At 59.5% G+C, this 17,944-nt stretch carries 23 protein-coding genes and 1 tRNA gene; 16 read left to right on the forward strand and 8 right to left on the reverse strand.

Translation table 11 applies throughout. The features are described 5' to 3' along the window. Positions 1-64 precede the first annotated feature (64 nt). Positions 65-1,174, forward strand: a complete 1,110-nt coding sequence (locus GKC30_RS04445; RefSeq protein ID WP_155932528.1) for an ABC transporter substrate-binding protein — start codon at positions 65-67, stop codon at positions 1,172-1,174. A 313-nt stretch (positions 1,175-1,487) separates the two neighbouring features. Here GKC30_RS04445 and GKC30_RS04450 read toward each other — a convergent pair whose 3' ends face one another. The 6 genes from GKC30_RS04450 to GKC30_RS04475 all read right to left on the reverse strand — a co-directional run bounded on the left by GKC30_RS04450 (position 1,488) and on the right by GKC30_RS04475 (position 3,765). Next, complete coding sequence (locus GKC30_RS04450; protein ID WP_155932529.1) at positions 1,488-1,796, reverse strand: hypothetical protein; 309 nt, start codon at positions 1,794-1,796, stop codon at positions 1,488-1,490. 113 nt (positions 1,797-1,909) lie between these two features. Further along, positions 1,910-2,518 (reverse strand): hypothetical protein, encoded by a 609-nt coding sequence (locus GKC30_RS04455; protein ID WP_155932530.1) that lies wholly within the window; start codon positions 2,516-2,518, stop codon positions 1,910-1,912. Positions 2,519-2,534: 16 nt separating this feature from the next. Continuing rightward, a complete protein-coding gene (locus tag GKC30_RS04460; protein WP_155932531.1) occupies positions 2,535-2,714 on the reverse strand; it encodes a hypothetical protein in 180 nt (59 codons plus the stop codon). Between the two features lie 69 nt (positions 2,715-2,783). Continuing rightward, positions 2,784-3,254: an IS1595 family transposase gene (locus GKC30_RS04465; protein ID WP_155932532.1), complete on the reverse strand. Its 471-nt coding sequence runs from the start codon at positions 3,252-3,254 to the stop codon at positions 2,784-2,786. Next, positions 3,255-3,560: an IS1/IS1595 family N-terminal zinc-binding domain-containing protein gene (locus tag GKC30_RS04470; protein ID WP_155932533.1), complete on the reverse strand. Its 306-nt coding sequence runs from the start codon at positions 3,558-3,560 to the stop codon at positions 3,255-3,257. Between the two features lie 129 nt (positions 3,561-3,689). Beyond that, positions 3,690-3,765 (reverse strand) — tRNA-Met (locus tag GKC30_RS04475). 208 nt (positions 3,766-3,973) lie between these two features. Here GKC30_RS04475 and GKC30_RS04480 point away from each other — a divergent pair. Genes GKC30_RS04480 through GKC30_RS04490 form a run of 3 tightly spaced genes read left to right on the forward strand, consistent with a single transcriptional unit; the run spans position 3,974 to position 5,701 of the window. Beyond that, entirely contained in the window at positions 3,974-4,696 is a 723-nt protein-coding gene (locus GKC30_RS04480; RefSeq protein ID WP_155932534.1) for a glycosyltransferase family 2 protein, read from the forward strand. A 4-nt stretch (positions 4,697-4,700) separates the two neighbouring features. Beyond that, positions 4,701-4,994, forward strand: coding sequence for a lipid A biosynthesis domain-containing protein (locus tag GKC30_RS04485; protein ID WP_155932535.1), 294 nt, complete (start codon positions 4,701-4,703; stop codon positions 4,992-4,994). After that, positions 4,991-5,701 (forward strand): TVP38/TMEM64 family protein, encoded by a 711-nt coding sequence (locus GKC30_RS04490; RefSeq protein ID WP_155932536.1) that lies wholly within the window; start codon positions 4,991-4,993, stop codon positions 5,699-5,701. Before GKC30_RS04485 ends, GKC30_RS04490 begins: the two co-directional genes overlap by 4 nt. Before the next feature lie 20 nt (positions 5,702-5,721). Here the strand turns inward: GKC30_RS04490 and GKC30_RS04495 are convergent, their stop codons facing one another. Next, entirely contained in the window at positions 5,722-6,312 is a 591-nt protein-coding gene (locus GKC30_RS04495) for a phosphatase PAP2 family protein (RefSeq protein ID WP_155932537.1), read from the reverse strand. 105 nt (positions 6,313-6,417) lie between these two features. Between GKC30_RS04495 and GKC30_RS04500 the strand changes: the two genes are divergently transcribed. From GKC30_RS04500 to GKC30_RS04510, 3 genes are all read left to right on the forward strand, one after another. After that, positions 6,418-7,548: a glycosyltransferase family 4 protein gene (locus tag GKC30_RS04500; protein ID WP_155932538.1), complete on the forward strand. Its 1,131-nt coding sequence runs from the start codon at positions 6,418-6,420 to the stop codon at positions 7,546-7,548. A gap of 4 nt (positions 7,549-7,552) precedes the next feature. Then, positions 7,553-8,560, forward strand: coding sequence for a glycosyltransferase family 4 protein (locus GKC30_RS04505; RefSeq protein WP_155932539.1), 1,008 nt, complete (start codon positions 7,553-7,555; stop codon positions 8,558-8,560). 226 nt (positions 8,561-8,786) lie between these two features. After that, positions 8,787-9,032 (forward strand): hypothetical protein, encoded by a 246-nt coding sequence (locus GKC30_RS04510; protein WP_155932540.1) that lies wholly within the window; start codon positions 8,787-8,789, stop codon positions 9,030-9,032. Positions 9,033-9,216: 184 nt separating this feature from the next. Here GKC30_RS04510 and GKC30_RS04515 read toward each other — a convergent pair whose 3' ends face one another. Continuing rightward, positions 9,217-10,176 (reverse strand): UDP-glucuronic acid decarboxylase family protein, encoded by a 960-nt coding sequence (locus GKC30_RS04515; protein ID WP_437179100.1) that lies wholly within the window; start codon positions 10,174-10,176, stop codon positions 9,217-9,219. 189 nt (positions 10,177-10,365) lie between these two features. Between GKC30_RS04515 and GKC30_RS04520 the strand changes: the two genes are divergently transcribed. The 9 genes from GKC30_RS04520 (at position 10,366) to GKC30_RS04560 (ending at position 17,944) form a co-directional block, all read left to right on the forward strand. After that, positions 10,366-11,100 (forward strand): 2-phosphosulfolactate phosphatase, encoded by a 735-nt coding sequence (locus GKC30_RS04520; RefSeq protein WP_155932542.1) that lies wholly within the window; start codon positions 10,366-10,368, stop codon positions 11,098-11,100. 5 nt (positions 11,101-11,105) lie between these two features. Next, positions 11,106-12,434: a GGDEF domain-containing response regulator gene (locus tag GKC30_RS04525; protein ID WP_231117036.1), complete on the forward strand. Its 1,329-nt coding sequence runs from the start codon at positions 11,106-11,108 to the stop codon at positions 12,432-12,434. 172 nt (positions 12,435-12,606) lie between these two features. Then, positions 12,607-13,311, forward strand: coding sequence for a substrate-binding periplasmic protein (locus GKC30_RS04530; RefSeq protein ID WP_231117037.1), 705 nt, complete (start codon positions 12,607-12,609; stop codon positions 13,309-13,311). Between the two features lie 405 nt (positions 13,312-13,716). Continuing rightward, complete coding sequence (locus GKC30_RS04535) at positions 13,717-14,094, forward strand: NADH-quinone oxidoreductase subunit A (RefSeq protein WP_155932870.1); 378 nt, start codon at positions 13,717-13,719, stop codon at positions 14,092-14,094. Beyond that, entirely contained in the window at positions 14,073-14,618 is a 546-nt protein-coding gene (locus GKC30_RS04540; protein WP_155932543.1) for an NADH-quinone oxidoreductase subunit B, read from the forward strand. Before GKC30_RS04535 ends, GKC30_RS04540 begins: the two co-directional genes overlap by 22 nt. 2 nt (positions 14,619-14,620) lie before the next feature. Further along, a complete protein-coding gene (locus tag GKC30_RS04545; protein WP_155932544.1) occupies positions 14,621-15,148 on the forward strand; it encodes an NADH-quinone oxidoreductase subunit C in 528 nt (175 codons plus the stop codon). A gap of 41 nt (positions 15,149-15,189) precedes the next feature. Further along, positions 15,190-16,362, forward strand: a complete 1,173-nt coding sequence (locus GKC30_RS04550; RefSeq protein WP_155932545.1) for an NADH-quinone oxidoreductase subunit D — start codon at positions 15,190-15,192, stop codon at positions 16,360-16,362. A 9-nt stretch (positions 16,363-16,371) separates the two neighbouring features. Next, entirely contained in the window at positions 16,372-17,346 is a 975-nt protein-coding gene (gene nuoH, locus GKC30_RS04555; protein WP_155932546.1) for an NADH-quinone oxidoreductase subunit NuoH, read from the forward strand. A gap of 10 nt (positions 17,347-17,356) precedes the next feature. Further along, the gene (locus GKC30_RS04560; RefSeq protein WP_155932547.1) at positions 17,357-17,944 is read left to right on the forward strand and encodes a 4Fe-4S binding protein; all 588 of its coding nucleotides are present in this window, start codon (positions 17,357-17,359) and stop codon (positions 17,942-17,944) included.

Below are 17,944 nucleotides of genomic sequence, written 5' to 3' on the forward strand. Positions count from 1 at the left end.
CGGACCATGGCCAAGTGTTCTTTCTCCTCGGGGGAGGAGACGCCTGAAGCAGCGGAGGGGCAGTTTGCTGGAGAAAGGGCATCTGCCGCTTGTTGGGATTCCGCGGGTGGGATATGGAAGTGGCGTGGAGCCGGATCGGCGAATGGGGTTTTTCCGCCAAACAACGGCATTATGCCCGGCTCCGGGGAGGCGTATGAGGAAGTTTCTGATCCTTTTGATGGTGGTGCTCGGATTGTCGCTGGGAAGTGCTGACTGCCAAGGGCAGGAGAGGGTTCTTGTCATCCACAGTTATGATCTTGATCTTGAATGGACCAACCAGTGCAACCGGGGAATATCCAGCGTTCTGGCCGACAAGTTCCTCCTGGACCATGTCTATCTCGATACCAAGCGAATTCCAGAGTCCGAGTTTCAGCGCCGGTCCGCAGAGGCATTGCAGACTTTTCGCCGACTCGATCCAGACGTTGTCATGCTCGGCGACGACAACGCCCTGCGTCTGCTCGGGCCTGCAATCAGTGAGACCGGAACGCCGGTCGTCTATTTCGGCATCAACGGCAATCCGCGCAACTACCTGAATCCGATGCCCAGAAATGTCATCGGCATCCTGGAGCGCATCCCCCTGTTCCCATGGATTCGCTATCTTTGTGGGATCGTGCCGGATACGCGCAGGGTTCTTGTGCTCATGGATGAAAGCCCGACTTCGGCAGGGCTTGTCGAGGTCACGTTCGGTGCCCGCAGGCAGGTGGAGTTTGACGGCTGCACCGTGAGCTATGAAACCACAAACAGTTGGGATCAGTGGCAACGCCTTGTTCTGGCCCCTGAAAGACACGATTTGATCCTCGTTCCCGTCTTTCACTCGGTGAAAGATGCCGGGGGAACCCATGTTCCTTATGAGGAAGTTATCCGCTGGACCTCCAAAAACAGTTCCGTGCCCGTTTTTGCGACTCAGGATTATGCTGTCGGCGATGATGGAGTGGTCGGGGCCTATACCATTTTTGGCGAGGAGCATGGCCGCATGGCCGCATTGATGGTCAAGGGAATCCTCGAAGGCGTGGACATGTTGGAGCTGTCAGTGGCTGCGGACCAGAAGGGATTGTTTTACTTCAATAAAAAGCAGCTGGATCGCTTCGGGCTGATTCTGACGGAAGAGGTCCGAAATCAGGCCATTTTTCGTTGATGACACGCCCGGCCAGAGAGGCGCAGGGGCAGTTTGATCCGCATTTGACACTTGCCAGTCCGAAGTGGCGAAGCCGCGTTGGCAGGTGTCTCCAAGCCATGCGTCATGCTGGTTCACGATTCAACAATTGGCTGTTCTGTCATGTGTGTGTCAGCCATGTTGTGATGCGGACAATGGCTTCGAAAAAAGATGTTTGATCCTCTTTGGGCGGAACGATGCGTATTGGTCGTCTCCTTTCGATATACGATAATTATTTTTTTGCCGGGCTTGTTCTGGTGTAATTGGTGATGTATTTTCAAGCCATATCAATACATCAGAAAGGAGTTCTATTATGTGCAAGACATGCGGTTGCAATCCTGGAAGTTCTCGAAGAGTGCATGAACACGCCCACAGCGGCAAGAATGCTCACGATCACGAGCATGAGCATCAGCATGCCCATGTGCATGAGCATACCCATGCTGACGGCACCACGCATGCCCATGAGCATTCTCATGTACACAGCCACAGCCACAGTCATGGTCACGGGCTTGGTGTCGAGGGGGAGCATGAACACTGGCACGGGGCGCACAGCCACGACAACGAGCATGCCCACAAGGACGCCGGAGGCCATGACCACAGCCACGACTGATCGGTGCGACTGAGCCCGAGGAGGGCATGGCAAAAGGAAAGGCGCATTTTGAAAATATTGTTGCTAAATCTGGCAACCGCTCATAACGATTGAGAAAAATGCGCCGACTATTCGGGCGAAATGACAATGGATGGGGCCGTGAGTTCTTCGGAGCGCACGGCCCATTTTGTTGCCAGCAGGGCTGCGGCGGCCATCGAGAACGCAGGCTGGTCAGGAATATCGGAATCCAACCGATCTCCCCGGTCCATAAAGGCTTTCACGGCCAAGTCCGCATCGTCGGCATGATCGTTCCCCTTGTGCTTCCCGGAGACGAACGCTTCCCATACCAGCAAGCCGCCATCGCGGAACCAGGTCGCCGGGACCGTCGTGGCCGGAATGTCGCCGTTCAAGGCCGATTTCAAGACGTTCAGGCACAGCGGCATCAGGGCGAGGGCCTGGGCCGTCACCGTGCAACCGGCGCTGGCCGACCAAGGACGGTTCAAGGATGATTCGAGATCGCCACGGCTTTTGTTGAAGGTGGTCAGGTCGTCACGTAGCGGCACCCAGATGGGAGCTTCGAAACCCAAGGCGACGGGTTGTCCATCGGCCAGCTTCGCACCCGCATAAGCAAGTTGCTCCTCAAGGGTGGTGTACCCGCCTCTGTTGCCTTCGCTGTCGGCCCATCCGAGATTTTCGGCCTTGCCGACATCTATGGCCAATACATAGGCAGTTGCCATCGGTCGTCCTCCTTGGTCACGCCGCATCCGGCATGGGGAATGATTCCGTGGTCAGCCTATCCATCTTGCGGCATGCCGTCAGCAACAACTTCTTGCGCCTACTGCGCTCGCCAAGATCCTTGGTCTGTTCAAGCAGCCTGAACCAGTACAGGTAGTGGTTGAGATACTTGGTGGCGACCCCGTTGAAACGGCGCATCCATTTCTTCAAACGGGAATGGTATCCGTTGGCTCGCTGGATGTGGTAAATGCCCTGCTTGCGTATGCCCTAGTTGGGATTGACCCAGACGTGCTGCATCCCGTTTTGCTCCGCATACTTGCGGAAAGCCGCCGCCGCGTCCGTCACCAGGATCGCTTTCGGATCGAGGATGTCGCCCACGGTGTCGTGTATCTTTTTCGGCGTGGTGCCGCCGCGCCCGGATGTCTTGCAGACGATGCTGCCGTCCCTGGAGATCACCGCCATGACCGCCACCTGTTCCTTGGAGATACCGCGCTTCGCGGCCTTGCCGCCCCGTTTGCGGGCTTTCCTGAACGTCAAGTCGCGCTTGCCCTTGTAGGATTCAAGGAAGTACGTCTCGTCCGTTTCGAGGACTCCGGTCAGTTTTTGCCCGTCCCCCAGCTTGAAGAGGGCGTGTAGCACCTTATGCCGCCAGTAGAATGCGGTGGTGATGCTGATATCCAAGGCCTCGGCACACTTTTTCAGGGTTTTCCCCTCAAGCATGAGCTGGATGTATTCCATCTACCTGTCAGGGAAATGCGTCCCGGCCATGGGTGTCGCGGTCCAATCGTTGAACGTCCGCTTGCACGAATGACACAGGTAGCGTTGCCGCCCGTCGTAGGTGCCGTTGCGCTTGATCTTGTCGCTGCCGCATCGGGGACATACCGGCCCGTCAGCGAACCGGGCTTCCCGGATGTCGTCGAGATGGTCGGAAATGGGGAGCAGCTCACCCAATATCCGTCTGACATGGTTGTAGAAAGTCTTTTTCTCTTCGCCGTCCAGGCCGTTGAACGTCCTGAGCATCCATTCCAGCTTGTTTTCCCGCATGGCTCCACCCTCCAGCTACAAGTGGGAACCTTCTATATTAAGCTGAATTTTTCGAATGGCAACAGAATTCTGAAAATGCGCCAAAGGAAAAGCGGTTATGACATGGTGTCATAACCGCTTTGCTTTCTCTGGTAGCGGGGAGAGGACTTGAACCTCTGACCTTCGGGTTATGAGCCCGACGAGCTACCAACTGCTCCACCCCGCGTCACGTGAGATAGTGGTTCTAGGTGGTGGGCCGGGTTTTGTCAACCTCTTATGGCGGCAAAGTGTAAATTTGTTTTGTCTGCGGAGTGAAAATAAATAATATCAGCATGATGCTGTGTCGTTGTGCGCAAAGGTTCTTATCAGTGGTTCGTGGGCGGGGTGGGTTGCGTGTTTACATTGTCCGGCAAATTCCGTAATCCAATTCGCCTATGAGCAATCAAGAGAAGTTTTCCGTGGTGCTGCCTGTCTTCAATGAACAGGACAACCTTGAGACACTGTTCGCCGAGATCCGGCGGGCGGCGGACTCCACGGGGCGGCCCTGGGAGGCCGTGTTCGTGGACGATTGCAGCACGGATCGCAGTCTGGAGATTATCCGGGCGCTGGCCGGGAGTCATCCCGAGGTGCGCTATGTGGCCTTTGCCGAGAACCGCGGGCAGTCCGCCGCATTCTGCGCAGGGTTCGACGTTGCCGACTCGCAGGTCATCGTGACCATGGATTCGGACCTGCAGAATGACCCGGCCGACATCCCGAGGATGCTCGCCGCCTTTGGCCAGGACTGCGAGATGGTCGTTGGCTGGCGGGCCAGGCGCAAGGATACGCTGGTCAAGCGGATTTCGTCCAGAATAGCCAACACCATCCGCGACTGGTTCACCGACGACGGCGTCCACGACACCGGATGCTCCCTCAAGGTCATGCGTGCCGACATGCTCCGGCGTCTGCCGCGCTTTCGGAACATGCACCGTTATTTTCCCATCCTCATGAAGATGCAGGGTGCGCGAATCAGCGAGGTCAAGGTCAACCACCGCGAGCGGTTCAGCGGGGTGTCCAAGTACGGCACCCTGGACCGCGCCCTGGCCGGGATATACGATCTAATCGGCGTGCAGTGGCTCATCAAGCGCCACATCGACTACGCGGTGAAGGAAAAAAAATAAAACCATGCCCCTGCCCGCCTACTGGTGGCTGCTGGCCCTTCCTGTGGTCATTCAGGGGGCCTTTTTCGTGCGATTTGCCATTGTGCGACTTGGCGGCAAGGCGTTACAACCCCTGTCGGGGCGCACGGCTCTGGCGCTTTATGCGTCGGTGGCGGCCGGGATGGCGTATGGCGTTGTTCAGCGCGACCCGCTCTTTGTTGTCGGTCAGGGGTGTCTGCTGATGGTGTTTTACAGGATGCGAAATCCCGGGGAGCGGGCCGGGAAGACCGGCGAGCCGGGGACGGAAGACAAGGAATGAGCGATACGCCGCGGTGCGAGAAGAGAAGGAGCCTGGGGGCCGTGGTCAAGGGGTTGGTCATGCTGGCCGGCTTGGCGCTGGCCGTGTACCTGGGCCGTAGTCTGGGGCTGGACGACATGCTTCGCAACACACGGTGGTTCAATGATCATGTGCTGGGCACAGGTCCCATGTCGGTGGTCATCTTTCTGGCAGTGGGCGGGGTGTTCACCGCCGTTGGGCTGCCGCGTCAGGTCATCGCGTTCCTTGGCGGATTCGCCTTTGGCGCGGTGGGGGGTACGCTGCTGTCCACGCTGGGGGCGGGCCTGGGGTGCGCCCTGGCCGCCGGATACGCCCGTTGGGGCGGCCGCGAGTTCGTGACCAGCAGATTGGGCGAGCGTATCCGCCGGGTGGACGGGTTCCTCCGTCACCGGCCTTTTCGCACGGCCCTGGCCATCCGTTTTTTTCCCTTCGGCAGCAACGGGCTGACCAACTTGGCCGCCGGGGTCAGCGCTATTCCTCTGGGGCCGTTCATTCTCGGGTCAACCCTTGGTTACATTCCTCAGAGCTTCATTTTCGCCTTGTTCGGGGCAGGCATGAACAAGGATTCGGCCACGGGAATGGCCTTGTCCATCGGCATGGGAGTGGTTCTTTTCGTGGGCTCCATCTGGATGGGGACCGCAGTGTACCGCAGCTACCGGGACGAGCTGGCGGCCAACGGAGACCATTAGCCAGCCATCGGCCCGCTTCATCAGGGTCGGCGGGAGTATCGCCTCAGTCCGTAACGCCAGGCCAGCCAGACCATCAGCGCCACCGTCAGCCCCAGCAGCCATCCGCCCATGACATCCGTCGGGTAGTGCTTGCCCAGGTAGAGGCGCGAGTATCCCACCAAAAGCGGCAGCAGCAGGGGCCATTTGCCCACTGCTGGCCAGAGCAGGCAGACGAGCACGGCCAGACACATGGTGTTGGCCGCGTGGGCCGAAGGGTAGGAAGTGCCCCGTTCCTTGGTCTGCTTGAAATCCTGCGGCCGCTGGTCCCAATAGCCGTGGGCCTGATGGAATGTGCCGGCCACGGCATTGAGGGGGCGCACCCGGCCGAACTCATTCTTGACCAAGTCTGTGGCCGAGTTGGCAATGCCCATTGCCGCGAGGAGAACCAGAAAAAGAATGACCTGCTGCCGTCCGAAACGGTATGCAGCATAGAGCATGGCCAGTCCCAGGCAGACGAAAAGGGCTGTCATGGATGAAAGCACAGGCATGATCGCATCGAACAGCGGGTTGCGCCACTGCTGGTTGACAAGCAGGAAAAGCTTGAGGTCAAGACCGGGTGTCAGGAAGAACATGAATCTCCTCGGGTGTGAATGTCCCGGTCCAATACCGTCATTTCCCGCGCCCGGCAACAATCTCCGTCTTGTCAAAGCACGAAATATCGTTCACAAGGGTTCCCTATGCCGAATGCCGAGAGAAAAGGCCGCATTGCCCTGGTCATGCCGCGTTTAAGCCGGTACGGCGGGGCCGAGTCCTTTGCCTGGAGACTGGCCGAGGTCCTGGCCCGGCGCGGGCATGAGGTGGATTTCATCTGCGCCCGTTGTGAAACCGAGCCGCCTCCGGGCGTCACTCCTGTGGTGGTGGGGCGTTTCGGCGGAGTGCGGGCGGTCAAGGTGCTTTGGTTCGCATTGATGGCCGGGCGGGCTCGACGCCGGGGCGGCTATGATCTCGTCTTTGGTATGGGCAAGACCCTCGGGCAGGACATCCTGCGCATTGGCGGCGGGCCTATCTCCACCTTCTGGAAGCTCTCCGCTCACGCCTGGCCAGCCGGATTCCCCCGCTGGTTCAAGATGGCTCGGCGGCGGCTTTCGCCATCAGGCTGGGCCATTCACTGGATAGATTCCCTGCGTTACCGCCGCACACCGCACTTGGTTGCGGTTTCGCATATGGTGCGCGACTGGACCGTGGCCGCATATCCCGATCTCGACCCCTCGGCCATCGAGGTGATCTACAACAAGCCCGACCTTGGGCGGTTTTCGCCAGTGGACGAGGCGCAGCGCCGCGCCCTGCGGGCCGAAGCGGACATAGAGGACGGGCAGATGGTCATCGGAACTGCGGCCACTAATTTTACCCTCAAGGGTGTGCGCTCGCTGCTTATGGCCCTGGCCCGGCTGCCGGAGCATTTCGTGCTGCATGTGGCCGGGGGGCGTGGCCCCGGAAAGTATCTGCGCCTTGCCCGCCGACTCGGGGTGTCCGACCGGGTCCGATTCCTGGGCAGGGTGGAGGACATGGCGTCCTTCTACCGTCGGCTGGATGTTTTTGTGCTGGCCACCTTCTATGACGCTTGCTCCAATGCGGTCTTGGAGGCCCTGGCCTGCGGCTGCCGGTCCGTTTCGAGTGCGCGGAACGGCAGCGCCCGGTTTCTGCCGAAGCGTTGGGTTTTCTCTGATCCCGCCGATGTGCCGGAGCTGGCGGCCGTGCTTTTGCGCGTGTCGAAGGAAGAGCGTCCGGGGCCTTTTGTCTGGCCCCCGGAAGTGCCGTGCGGGATGGACCCCTATGTTGAAATGATCGAACAGGCCATTGCGCGATGAATATATGAAAACAGTCTTTCTCGTCCCGCAGGGAGAACGGGGCCATGCCGCCTTTCGGGTTGACGCCCATGTGGCGGCGGGCCGTGCTTTGGGCCGGGATGTGTCGGCGTTGACCGTGCCCGCCGCGCCCCTGGCGCGTTTCGTCTTTTTCAGGCGGCTGGGCAGGGCGGACGTGATAGTGATCCATCGCGAGCTGCCCAGTGAATCAGAACTGCGCATCCTGCGACGACTCGCGTCGAGGATCGTCTACGACGTGGCGGACGCCGCCTGGACCCTCCCCCAGAGTCGGTTGGACGGCATGATGGCCCGCCGGAGCGTCGGTCGGTCGGCTCGCAGCTTTGCCCGTGTCTGTGCCGAGGCTGACCTGTGCCTGGTGGAGAATATGGCCCAGGCCAAGGCAGCGGCCCGGTTTCAGGAGCGGGTGAGCATCCTTCCGACACCGCTTGATACCGATGTGTATACCCCTGGCTCGGCGCTGGACGGAGATGTCCCCGGCTGCGGCCCGGTGCGCGTGGGCTGGATGGTCTCGGGCGGTGACAGGCAATGTCTGGCCGAGATCGTGGGAGGACTTTCCGGGCGGGGCGGTTGCATTCAGTTTTTCATTGTTTCGGACGAACCCTATGAGGGGCCGGGAAAGGACTTCGTCTTTTGGTCGCGCCCCGAGCCCGGGCGCGAGGTGGCGGCGCTTCAGGACATGGAGATCGGCCTGGCACCGTATCCAGACGACGAGTATTCGCAGGCCGGCAGCGGGCTGGACGCGCTGCGCTACATGGCCTGCGGGGCGGTGGTGGTCGCCTCGGACAGAGGCGGGGCGGTCGACTTGGTGGATCACGGCATTGACGGTTTTCTGGTTCGCGACACCGAGGACTGGGCCCGTCATGTCCTCCGTCTGGCCGAGGATGCGGCCTTGCGGCGCGACATGGCCAGGGCGGCCCGGGACAAGGTCGTTGGCAAGTACGGTCTGGAAACGGTGTCGGCCCAGCTCTGGGACGCGCTGGAGAGTCTGCGTTAGGCTGCGTGGCCCGGAGCGAGTAAATGAAAAAGCCGGGATTTGCCCAAGGCGTTCAGCATAGGTGTGGACCTAGAAAATAATGCCCCCGATTATCGGGGGCATTTGGCTTGAGCGCATTTGTGAATCATGCGATACGGGGCGCTTTGATTTTCTCCGACCTGTAGACACAGCCAACGAAATATGCTTTGCTCTCTATATCTGAGAACATCAAACATTCGGTGTAAATATGTTGGGAACGCTGTTGTTGATTGGAATGCTTGTCTGTGGCTTCCTTAATGTCACTCCTTGGATATTGATTCCTGGTGCTGTCGTCGCCGGATTCCTTGGTATGCACTACCCCCCCGGAAAAGCTGCGGCGGCAAGAGAACGTGGTCTTTATTGGAAAGGCGTCTTCGGATCTATGCCATTACAAGCTGTTTTTCTGGCTATTCTTTTTGGAGTAGGTTGGGGAATAAGCGCTCTGATTGGATGACTTTTTGCAGGCGCTGTCTCGCATTCCGTCAACAGGGGCTGGAATAAGCGACCTCTGTGCTGGGCAAGATTTCTTGCTGGACACAAAAATCCCCCTAGCTGTTGGTACAGTAGGGGGATTTCGATTTTGAAAAGCAAAAGTCCACACCTTTGCTGAACGGCTCGGGATTTGCCCGGTTTTTTGTTTATGCGGTTTTGAGAACCCGTTGGAAATACTCCACCGTCTTGACCAGCCCCTCGCGCAGGGGGGTGCGGGGTTCCCATCCCAGAGCCCGTTTGGCCAGGGAAATGTCCGGCTTGCGTTGCATCGGGTCGTCCGAGGGCAGGGGCTTGAAGACGATGCGCGAGACCGAGCCGGTCAGGTCGATGACTTCCTGAGCCAGCTCAAGAATGGAAAACTCCAAGGGATTGCCGAGGTTCACCGGGCCGGTGAATTCGTCTGGCGTATGTTCCATGAGGCGAAAAATGCCCTCCACCAGGTCGTCCACGTAGCAGAAGCTGCGGGTCTGCTCTCCCTTGCCGTAGACCGTGATGTCTTCGCCGCGGAGCGCCTGCACCACGAAGTTTGAGACCACCCGGCCGTCTTCCATGGCCATGCGCGGGCCGTAGGTGTTGAAGATGCGGCCCACCTTGATGCGCAGACCATGCTGGCGGTGGTAGTCGAAAAACAGGGTTTCGGCGCACCGCTTGCCTTCGTCGTAGCAGGCGCGGATGCCGATGGGGTTGACGTTGCCCCAGTAGTCCTCGGTCTGGGGATGCACGGCCGGATCGCCGTAGACCTCGCTGGTGGACGCCTGGAATATCTTGGCCTTGATGCGCTTGGCCAGCCCCAGCATGTTGATGGCCCCGTGCACCGAGGTCTTGGTGGTCTGCACCGGGTCGAACTGGTAGTGGATGGGCGAGGCCGGGCAGGCGAGGTTGTATATCTCGTCGGCCTCGACATAGAGGGGGAAGGTTACATCGTGCCGGATTATCTCGAAGTGGGGATTGTCCATCAGGTGCAGGATGCTGTCCTTGCGTCCGGTATAGAAATTGTCCACGCAGAGCACCTCGTGCCCCTCTTCCAGCAGCCGTTCGCAGAGGTGTGATCCGAGGAAGCCCGAGCCGCCTGTGACGAGAACACGTTTTTTCTTCATAGCGCACATCTTTCAAAATAGTCCACATTTGTCAATATAACAGGCGAAAAGTGGCCGATATAGGCGAATATCGGCTGTATTTGGCGAATTTTCATTTTTTTGTCGGCGGTGTTGAAAAGAAAACTGTGTAAAAGGTTGACGCGCCCATGGCGGCGTGACATTCAAATACATAAAGCTCTATGATTTGGAAGGATGTAAATGATTGTAAACATTGTTGAATGCGTTGACGGTGCGCGGCGTGCCCGGGGGGTGGCCGTGGTCATTGACGTGTTCCGGGCCTTTTCAGTGGCCTGTCATGCTGTGGAGAACGGGGCCGGGGAATACTATGCCACGGCCGATGTGGACATGGCCAGGCGGCTGGCCGCCGAGAGCGGCGGTATCCTCATGGGTGAGCGGGACTGCATCATGGTCAAGGGATTTGACTACGGAAACTCGCCCACCGAGATTGAGGCGGTGGACTTCGCCGGAAGAACGCTGGTGCATACCACCAGCGCGGGCACTCAGGGGCTGCTGGCCTGCTCCGGGGCTGACGAGGTGATCACCGGGGCCTTTGTCAATGCGAGGGCGGTGGAGGAGTACCTTCGCGCAAGAAATCCCGAGCTTGTGACTCTGGTGGCCATGGGGACGGGCGGCACCATGCGCGCCCAGGAGGACATGATGTGCGCCATTTATCTTAAAAATGCCCTGGAGGGGTATCCCAACAGTTTTGAGACGATCAAGACGTTCCTTGCCCAGGTGGACAGTGCGCAAAAATTCTTCGATCCCGAAAAAAAATATGCGCCGGAACGGGATTTTGAGCTGTGCATGGCCCTTGACCGTTTCGATTTTGTACTCAAGGCGGCTCCCGTCCGGGATGGGGTGGTCAGGTTGGATCGGGTGCCGACGGGATTCTCGGCGGCAGGAGCCGCCTTGGGGCCGGTTTCGCAGGGATGAACATCATGCTGCAGAAGGTGCTCATCGTAGACGATTCGCCGACCAACCTGGCCCTGCTCGACCACGTCCTGCGGCGAACCGGCTGTGTGGTCGTCCAGGCCTCGACCGGCATCGAGGCCGTGGCTTTGGTGGCCGACGACGACTTCGCCTTGATCCTGCTCGACATTCAGATGCCGGGTATGAACGGCTACGAGGCGGCCATGCGCATCAAGGAACTGCCGCGGGGGCGCCATGTTCCCATCATCTTCATCACCGCCATCTACCAGGACGAGGACAACGTCCGCCTTGGTTACGAGACAGGGGCCGTGGACTACCTGTTCCGGCCGGTCAATGTGCAGACACTGACCAGCAAGGTGCAGGTGTTTTTGGAAATGAACCGCCAAAAGATCCGGTTGGAACGGGAGATCGAAACCCGGCTCAAGGCCGAGGCTGCGTTGCGCCAGGCCGAGGCCAAGTACCGCGCCATTTTCGAGCGGGCGGTGGAGGGGATATTCCAGTGCACGCCGGACGGGGAGTTTTGCGAGGCCAATCCGGCCATGGCCAGGATTTTCGGCTACGAGAATCCGGCCGGGATGGTCGGTGTTGCCGGGCTTCGCCAGCAGCTCATGGTCGAACCGGGTGATTTGTCGCGTTACATGGGACTGCTGCGGCGCGATGGTTATGTCGCCAATTTCGAGTTTCGCGGCCGCCGTCAGAGCGGAGAATCCTTCTGGTGCTCAGAGAGCGCCCGTCTGGTGATGTTCGATGACGGCAGCGAGATGGTGGAGGGGGTGCTTGAAGACATCACAGGCCGCAAACAGGCCGAGCTTGAACTCAAGCACCTGGCGTCCATCGACAGCCTGACCGGGGTTTTCAACCGGCACTTGTTTTTTGACCGTCTTGAACATGCGCTGGTGACGGCCAAGCGGACCGAGTCGCTGGTGGCTGTCCTGTTTGTCGATCTCGATGACTTCAAACGTGTCAACGACACCTACGGGCATCAGGCGGGTGACGAACTGCTGCGTTTGGTGGCAGGGAGGCTCAGGAACCGCATCCGCGAATCCGACACTCTGGCTCGCCTCGGCGGCGACGAGTTCGGGGTGCTTCTGGAGTGCATTGAGGATCAGGAGGGGGCGCTGACCGTGGCTCGCAGTCTGCTCGAAATGATGGACACCCCTTATATAGTTACGGGCGAGCCCATCCGTGTGGGGGCCACGGTGGGCATCAGCTTCTTCCCGGACGACGGCAAGGACGGCGTCTCCCTCATCAGCCGGGCCGATTCGGCCATGTATGGGGCCAAACGGCGCAGCGGACCCAAGTACGGCACCTTCCGGGAATGCGGGGTGCCCAGATAGTCGGGCGAGCCATTTATGACAGGGAAACGTGTTGACCCCTGCCCGTCATGTGCTATGACAGGGCATGATGGACTTGGTGTTGCCGAATTTTTTTCGTCAGGCTTTGGCGCGAGTTGTCGTCGCGTTCTGCCTTGCACTGTCCCTGCCTTCTGTGGCCGTCGCTCAAGCTCCATTGCGCATTGATTATCCTGATTTCTGGCCTTTTTTCACCCGCGACGAGGCGGGGGAGATGACCGGATTCTTTCACGACGTGGTCACCGAGGCTCTGGCGCGTCTGGGGATGCGGGCCACCTGGCACTCCTTCCCCTGGGGGCGCTGCCAGGAGAATGTCCGCTCCGGCGAGGCAGACGCCATGATCACCGTACCCACCGCGGAGCGTCTGGAATATTCACGGACCCACGACGCCCCCTTTCATCTCAAGGAGTTGGTGGTCTTCACCCGAGCCGATCACCCAAGCCGGTTCGAGGTGGAGGCCCTTGCATCCATCGACGACATTCTCGCGGCCGGTTTCTCGGTTGTCACCTATGTTGGCAATGGGTGGAACGAGGTCAACATCCGCAGCCGTGGCATCAGGACATACGAGGTGCCTTACCTGAAGAACGTCTGGCTCATGCTGGCCCAGGGCCGGGCCGATATCGTCATTGAGTGGCCGGGCGGAGCATGGCCGGACATCAAGGCTCAGGGGCTGGCACAGGAGATCGTCCAGACCGGGGTGGTGCTTGAGTCCATGCCTTTTCATCTGCTCGTGGGTCGGGATTCGCCTCATGTCGATCTCCTGCCCCGGTTCAACGAAACCATTCTTGAAATGCGTCACGACGGGACCATTGACAGCATTCTGGATACCTACCTCGACCAGCTCCGCCTGGACCAGTATTGACGGCAGCGCAGACGCAGCACGCTAGCCATACCTGCCACTTCCGACCAATCTTTTCCAAATCTTCCGCAAGGCTTTGCGAAATGACCGTTGCCGAGGTTGGCTCTTGCAGGAGTGGGCGTTTCGTGTTACCAATTTTAAATTAATGCTACCTGCCGCATATTTTTCAATATCACCAATGTGTGTGCATGTTTCGGAGACAAGATTGTCAGGAATGCAGGATTTTCATGACTATCTTGAGACTTTAGTCGCGGCTAATAAAATCAGTATGTTGCGCAATTTGAGCTTTGCTAAAAAATGAGCGGCCTACTTGACGAAACTCTTTTTTCTAGGCATGGGAAACCGTATCCTCGGAAGATAAGCATTTGCCCGAGGTTCCATGCACTATTTACCGCCAAAGGACTGAGTATGGTTTTTGACTGGCTGCATTTTTCCATCGTGTTGTTCTTGCTTGCGGGGTTGTTGTTCGCTTGCGGGCCGCTGATACTTGCGGGTCTGCTCGCCCCGAGGGCAAAAGGCGGGGACACCGGCATGCCGTACGAGTGCGGCATGGTCCCCTACGGGAGTTCGTGGTCGAGGTGGGGGGTGTCGTATTATGTGTACGCCCTGATCTTCCTCGCCTTCGACGTGGATGTCCTTTACCTCTTCCCGGTCGCCACGGCGTATGCGGACGCCGAGGGCTGGGTTTCCTTTGTGAAGGTGTTCATCTTCCTGTTCTTTCTCATACTTTCCATCGTCTACTTCTGGGCGAAAGGGGTGTTCACATGGCCGCGCAGGATTCGGTAGGGCACAAGGAGTTCCTGACGGCGGGCGGTCACCACATGGACCCGCCTATCGTCAACATGAAGCTGGCGCAGGATATTCTGGATGTCTGCCGCTCCATGTCGCTGTGGCCCATGACCTTTGGTCTGGCATGCTGCGCCATCGAGATGATGGCTACAGGCATGGCCCGGTTCGACATGGCCCGATTCGGGGCCGAGGTATTCCGCCCATCGCCGCGTCAGTCGGATGTCATGATCGTGGCCGGAACGGTGACGAAGAAAATGGCCCCTGCCGTGGTCAGACTCTACGAGCAGATGCCCGGCCCCAAGTGGGTCATCGCCATGGGCAACTGCGCCATCTCCGGCGGTCCTTTCAAGATCAAGGACAATTACAACGTCGTCGAGGGCGTGGACACGCTCATTCCCGTGGATGTCTACGTACCGGGCTGTCCGCCCCGGCCGGAAGGGCTGCTTGAGGGCTTTTTCCAGCTGCAGCGGATGATTACTGGCAAACGCTGGTGGCCGGTGGCCGCCAAGGTGGAGGGCTGAACATGCTCCAGGCACTGGAAGGCATACCCACACAACTGGTGGCCCGGCAGGACAGGGGCGCGACCGGGCACTTCTGGTCCGTGTTCCTGGCTCCCGGGCAGGTTCTCAAGGCGGCCCGTAAGCTCATGGGGGCCGAATACTCCCTTGAAGACATCCTTGCCCTGGATTTCGCCGAGGGATTTTTGGTGCTCTATCACTTCAATCGCTGGGACATTGACGAGAGGGTGACGCTTCGCGTTCTCGTTTCACGAGAGAACCCGGTGGTGCCGTCCATCGCCGGGATTTTTCACGGCGCGGAGTGGCATGAGCGGGAGACCCGCGACTTCCACGGCATCATCTTTGAGGGCAATCCCAACTTCGTGCCGCTGCTTATGCCGGCCGAGGACGCGGACGTGCATCCGCTGGTCAAGTCCGACAAGGCAAGGCTCTCCATCAAGGAGGTCCTAAGCCTTGGAGAGATCGTTTCCTCCAACGGGGAGATCGAGGCGTTGTTTGCGGAAGCGGAGGCCGGGGAGGCCTCCGACGCGTAGGCCGGGGCAACCGGTCGGTATACAAACCGGACTGAGAGTTTATGTCGGCTTACCAAAACATGGATCAGATGACGGGTGACTTCTACACCCGTAAGTTTGAGGCCGGAAAGCAGGACGGAACCCTGATCATCAATATGGGTCCGCAGCATCCCTCCACCCATGGTGTGCTTCGGATCGTGATCGAGGTTGACGGCGAATACATCGTCCGCGCCGAGCCCGTGCTGGGCTACCTGCACCGCATGCACGAAAAAATGGGCGAAGTCCAAACCTGGGGAGGTTTCATCCCCAACATGGGGCGCGTGGACTACGGCCACGCCATGGCCTGGAACTGGGCCTATGTGGGCGCCGTGGAAAAACTCATGGGTATCGAAGTGCCCGAGCGTGCGCAGTATCTGCGGGTCATCATGACCGAGCTGAACCGCCTCACCTCGCACCTGCTGTGGTGGGGGGCCTACATTCTCGACCTGGGCGCCTTCACGCCCATCATGTACGCCTTTGATGATCGCGAAATGCTTCTGGACATCCTGCAGCGCCCCTCGGCCTCCAGGCTGACCTACAGCAACTTCCGCGTCGGTGGTGTGCAGATGGACTTGGACGACAAGTGCATTGAGCTAATCAAGGCGTTCATTCCCCATTTCCGGGGTCGTCTGCCAATGTATCACGATCTGGTCACGGAAAACCTCATCTTGCGCCGCCGCATCGAGGACATCGGCATCATCGACCAGGACATGTGCCGTCGTTACGGCTGCACCGGCCCGGTGTTGCGCGGAGCGGGCGTGGCCTACGACGTGCGCCGCAGCGAGCCGTACTCGGTCTATGATCGGTTCGACTTCGATATCCCGACCCAGGAATCCGCCTGTTCGGCCGGGCGATACCATGTCCGTCTTGCGGAGATGGAGCAGAGTCTGCGGATCATCGAGCAGGCTCTCGAGCAGCTGTCCGGCGCCGAGGGAGGACACATCGTGGACAAGGCCCCCAAACCGGCCATGAAACCCCCGGCAGGCGAGGCCTACTTCGCGGTGGAGGGAGCGCGTGGAAAGATCTGTGTCTATGTCGCATCCGACGGCACCAAGACGCCGTATCGCGTCAAGCTGCGGGCTCCGGGCTTCTCCAACATGAACGCCTTTGCTGAGGCGGCCACGGGCACCATCCTGGCCGATGCCGTGGCCATCCTCGGCAGCCTCGATCTGATTATTCCCGAACTCGACAGGTAGGGTGGAGTAATGAACGAATTCATACAGAACCTGATACCGCTGGTCATTGCCGTGGTCGGCTCCATGGCCTGGCTGGCCGTCAACGCCCTGGTGCTGGTTTACTGCGAGCGCAAGTTCGCGGGCCATATCCAGCGCAGGCCCGGCCCCTTTGAAGTCGGTCCCCACGGCGTATTGCAGACCCTCATCGACGGCCTCAAGCTCATGGGCAAGCAGCTTTTGACCCCGGACAACGCGGACCGCTTCCTTTATTGGCTGGCTCCGATCCTGTCCATGATCCCGGTCCTGCTGCTCTTCATGCCCATTCCCTACGGCCCGGTGCTTACCGGCATGGAGGTCGATCTCGGCCTGCTGCTGATCCTGGCCTTTTCCAGTTTCAACGGCCTGGCCCTGATCCTGGCCGGCTGGGGCTCCAACAACAAATGGGGCGTTCTGGGCGCAGCCCGCGCCGTGGCCCAGACCGTGGCCTACGAGATTCCGCTGCTGCTGACCGTGCTGGCCATCGCCTTCATGACCGGCACTCTGAACCTGACCGAGATCACGGCCCAGCAGGCCGGACACATCGGCAACTGGTTCATCTGGAAGCAGCCGCTGGCCTTCCTTGTCTTCCTGGTGGCCATGTTCGGCGAGACCAACCGCGCCCCCTTCGACCTGGCCGAGGCCGAGTCGGAACTGACCGCCGGATTCCACACCGAGTATTCGTCCATGGGCTTCGGTCTCTTCTTCATGGCCGAGTACGGGTACATGGTCGTCATCTGCTCCATCTGCTCGGTGCTGTTCCTGGGCGGCTTCCATGGCCCCATTCCGGGCATCGAGGGTTGGTGGTGGATGCTTATCAAGACCTATGCCCTGCTGTTCCTCATGATATGGGCCCGCTGGACCTTCCCTCGCGTGCGGTTCGACCAGCTTCTGAACATCAACTGGAAATGGCTGCTGCCGCTGGCGACGTTCAATCTGCTGGCCACGGCGCTGATCATGAAGCTGTAGGGGTGTCATCATGAACGCACTGAGAAAACACGTCATACAGCCGATACTCGACTGCTGGAGTCTGCTGGTGGGGCTCAAGATCACGGGCAAGTACTTCTGCAAGCCCCTGATTACCGTCCACTATCCGCGCCAGGTCATCGACAGCGAAAACCTGTCCACCTACGGGGGGCACGTGGAGCTGATCGGCATGCCCAAGGACCCGGCCACGCCCAAGTGCATCTCCTGCATGATGTGCGTGACCAACTGCCCGTCTAACTGCCTCAAGGTCGTCAAGAGCAAGGCGCCCACGCCCACTCCCGAGCAGGAACAGGCCTGGAAGGAGGCCGAGGAGCGGGGGGAGAAGGTCGTCAAACCCAAGGCCCCCAAGTTCCCGGCCAAGTTCATGTACGACTATACACTTTGCAGCCTCTGCGGCACCTGCATCGACAACTGCCCGGCCAACACGCTGCGGTTTTCCAGCAACATCTATTGGGTGGCCACCTCCCGCAAGGAGATGCACATCGATCTTCTTGCCCGGCTGCGCGAGCAGGCGGCAGAGGTGTCTGCCCCGGCTCCCAAGCCCGAAGCCAGGCCGGCAGCGGCGCAAAAGGAGGCATAA

It is taken from the genome of Pseudodesulfovibrio alkaliphilus (assembly GCF_009729555.1).
Lineage (GTDB): Bacteria > Desulfobacterota > Desulfovibrionia > Desulfovibrionales > Desulfovibrionaceae > Pseudodesulfovibrio > Pseudodesulfovibrio alkaliphilus.

Excerpts from the sequence above, each read along its gene's own strand:
- GKC30_RS04525 (WP_231117036.1), top strand. The coding sequence starts at position 11,106 with ATGCTGCAGAAGGTGCTCATCGTAGACGATTCGCCGACCAACCTGGCC.
- GKC30_RS04550 (WP_155932545.1), top strand. The coding sequence starts at position 15,190 with ATGTCGGCTTACCAAAACATGGATCAGATGACGGGTGACTTCTACACC.
- GKC30_RS04485 (WP_155932535.1), top strand. The coding sequence starts at position 4,701 with ATGCCCCTGCCCGCCTACTGGTGGCTGCTGGCCCTTCCTGTGGTCATT.
- GKC30_RS04455 (WP_155932530.1), bottom strand. The coding sequence starts at position 2,518 with ATGGCAACTGCCTATGTATTGGCCATAGATGTCGGCAAGGCCGAAAAT.
- GKC30_RS04480 (WP_155932534.1), top strand. The coding sequence starts at position 3,974 with ATGAGCAATCAAGAGAAGTTTTCCGTGGTGCTGCCTGTCTTCAATGAA.
- GKC30_RS04465 (WP_155932532.1), bottom strand. The coding sequence starts at position 3,254 with ATGGAATACATCCAGCTCATGCTTGAGGGGAAAACCCTGAAAAAGTGT.
- GKC30_RS04460 (WP_155932531.1), bottom strand. The coding sequence starts at position 2,714 with ATGCGCCGTTTCAACGGGGTCGCCACCAAGTATCTCAACCACTACCTG.
- GKC30_RS04520 (WP_155932542.1), top strand. The coding sequence starts at position 10,366 with ATGATTGTAAACATTGTTGAATGCGTTGACGGTGCGCGGCGTGCCCGG.
- GKC30_RS04505 (WP_155932539.1), top strand. The coding sequence starts at position 7,553 with ATGAAAACAGTCTTTCTCGTCCCGCAGGGAGAACGGGGCCATGCCGCC.
- GKC30_RS04490 (WP_155932536.1), top strand. The coding sequence starts at position 4,991 with ATGAGCGATACGCCGCGGTGCGAGAAGAGAAGGAGCCTGGGGGCCGTG.
- nuoH (WP_155932546.1), top strand. The coding sequence starts at position 16,372 with ATGAACGAATTCATACAGAACCTGATACCGCTGGTCATTGCCGTGGTC.
- GKC30_RS04470 (WP_155932533.1), bottom strand. The coding sequence starts at position 3,560 with ATGCGGGAAAACAAGCTGGAATGGATGCTCAGGACGTTCAACGGCCTG.
- GKC30_RS04540 (WP_155932543.1), top strand. The coding sequence starts at position 14,073 with ATGGCCGCGCAGGATTCGGTAGGGCACAAGGAGTTCCTGACGGCGGGC.
- GKC30_RS04510 (WP_155932540.1), top strand. The coding sequence starts at position 8,787 with ATGTTGGGAACGCTGTTGTTGATTGGAATGCTTGTCTGTGGCTTCCTT.
- GKC30_RS04500 (WP_155932538.1), top strand. The coding sequence starts at position 6,418 with ATGCCGAATGCCGAGAGAAAAGGCCGCATTGCCCTGGTCATGCCGCGT.
- GKC30_RS04545 (WP_155932544.1), top strand. The coding sequence starts at position 14,621 with ATGCTCCAGGCACTGGAAGGCATACCCACACAACTGGTGGCCCGGCAG.
- GKC30_RS04560 (WP_155932547.1), top strand. The coding sequence starts at position 17,357 with ATGAACGCACTGAGAAAACACGTCATACAGCCGATACTCGACTGCTGG.
- GKC30_RS04535 (WP_155932870.1), top strand. The coding sequence starts at position 13,717 with ATGGTTTTTGACTGGCTGCATTTTTCCATCGTGTTGTTCTTGCTTGCG.
- GKC30_RS04515 (WP_437179100.1), bottom strand. The coding sequence starts at position 10,176 with ATGTGCGCTATGAAGAAAAAACGTGTTCTCGTCACAGGCGGCTCGGGC.
- GKC30_RS04495 (WP_155932537.1), bottom strand. The coding sequence starts at position 6,312 with ATGTTCTTCCTGACACCCGGTCTTGACCTCAAGCTTTTCCTGCTTGTC.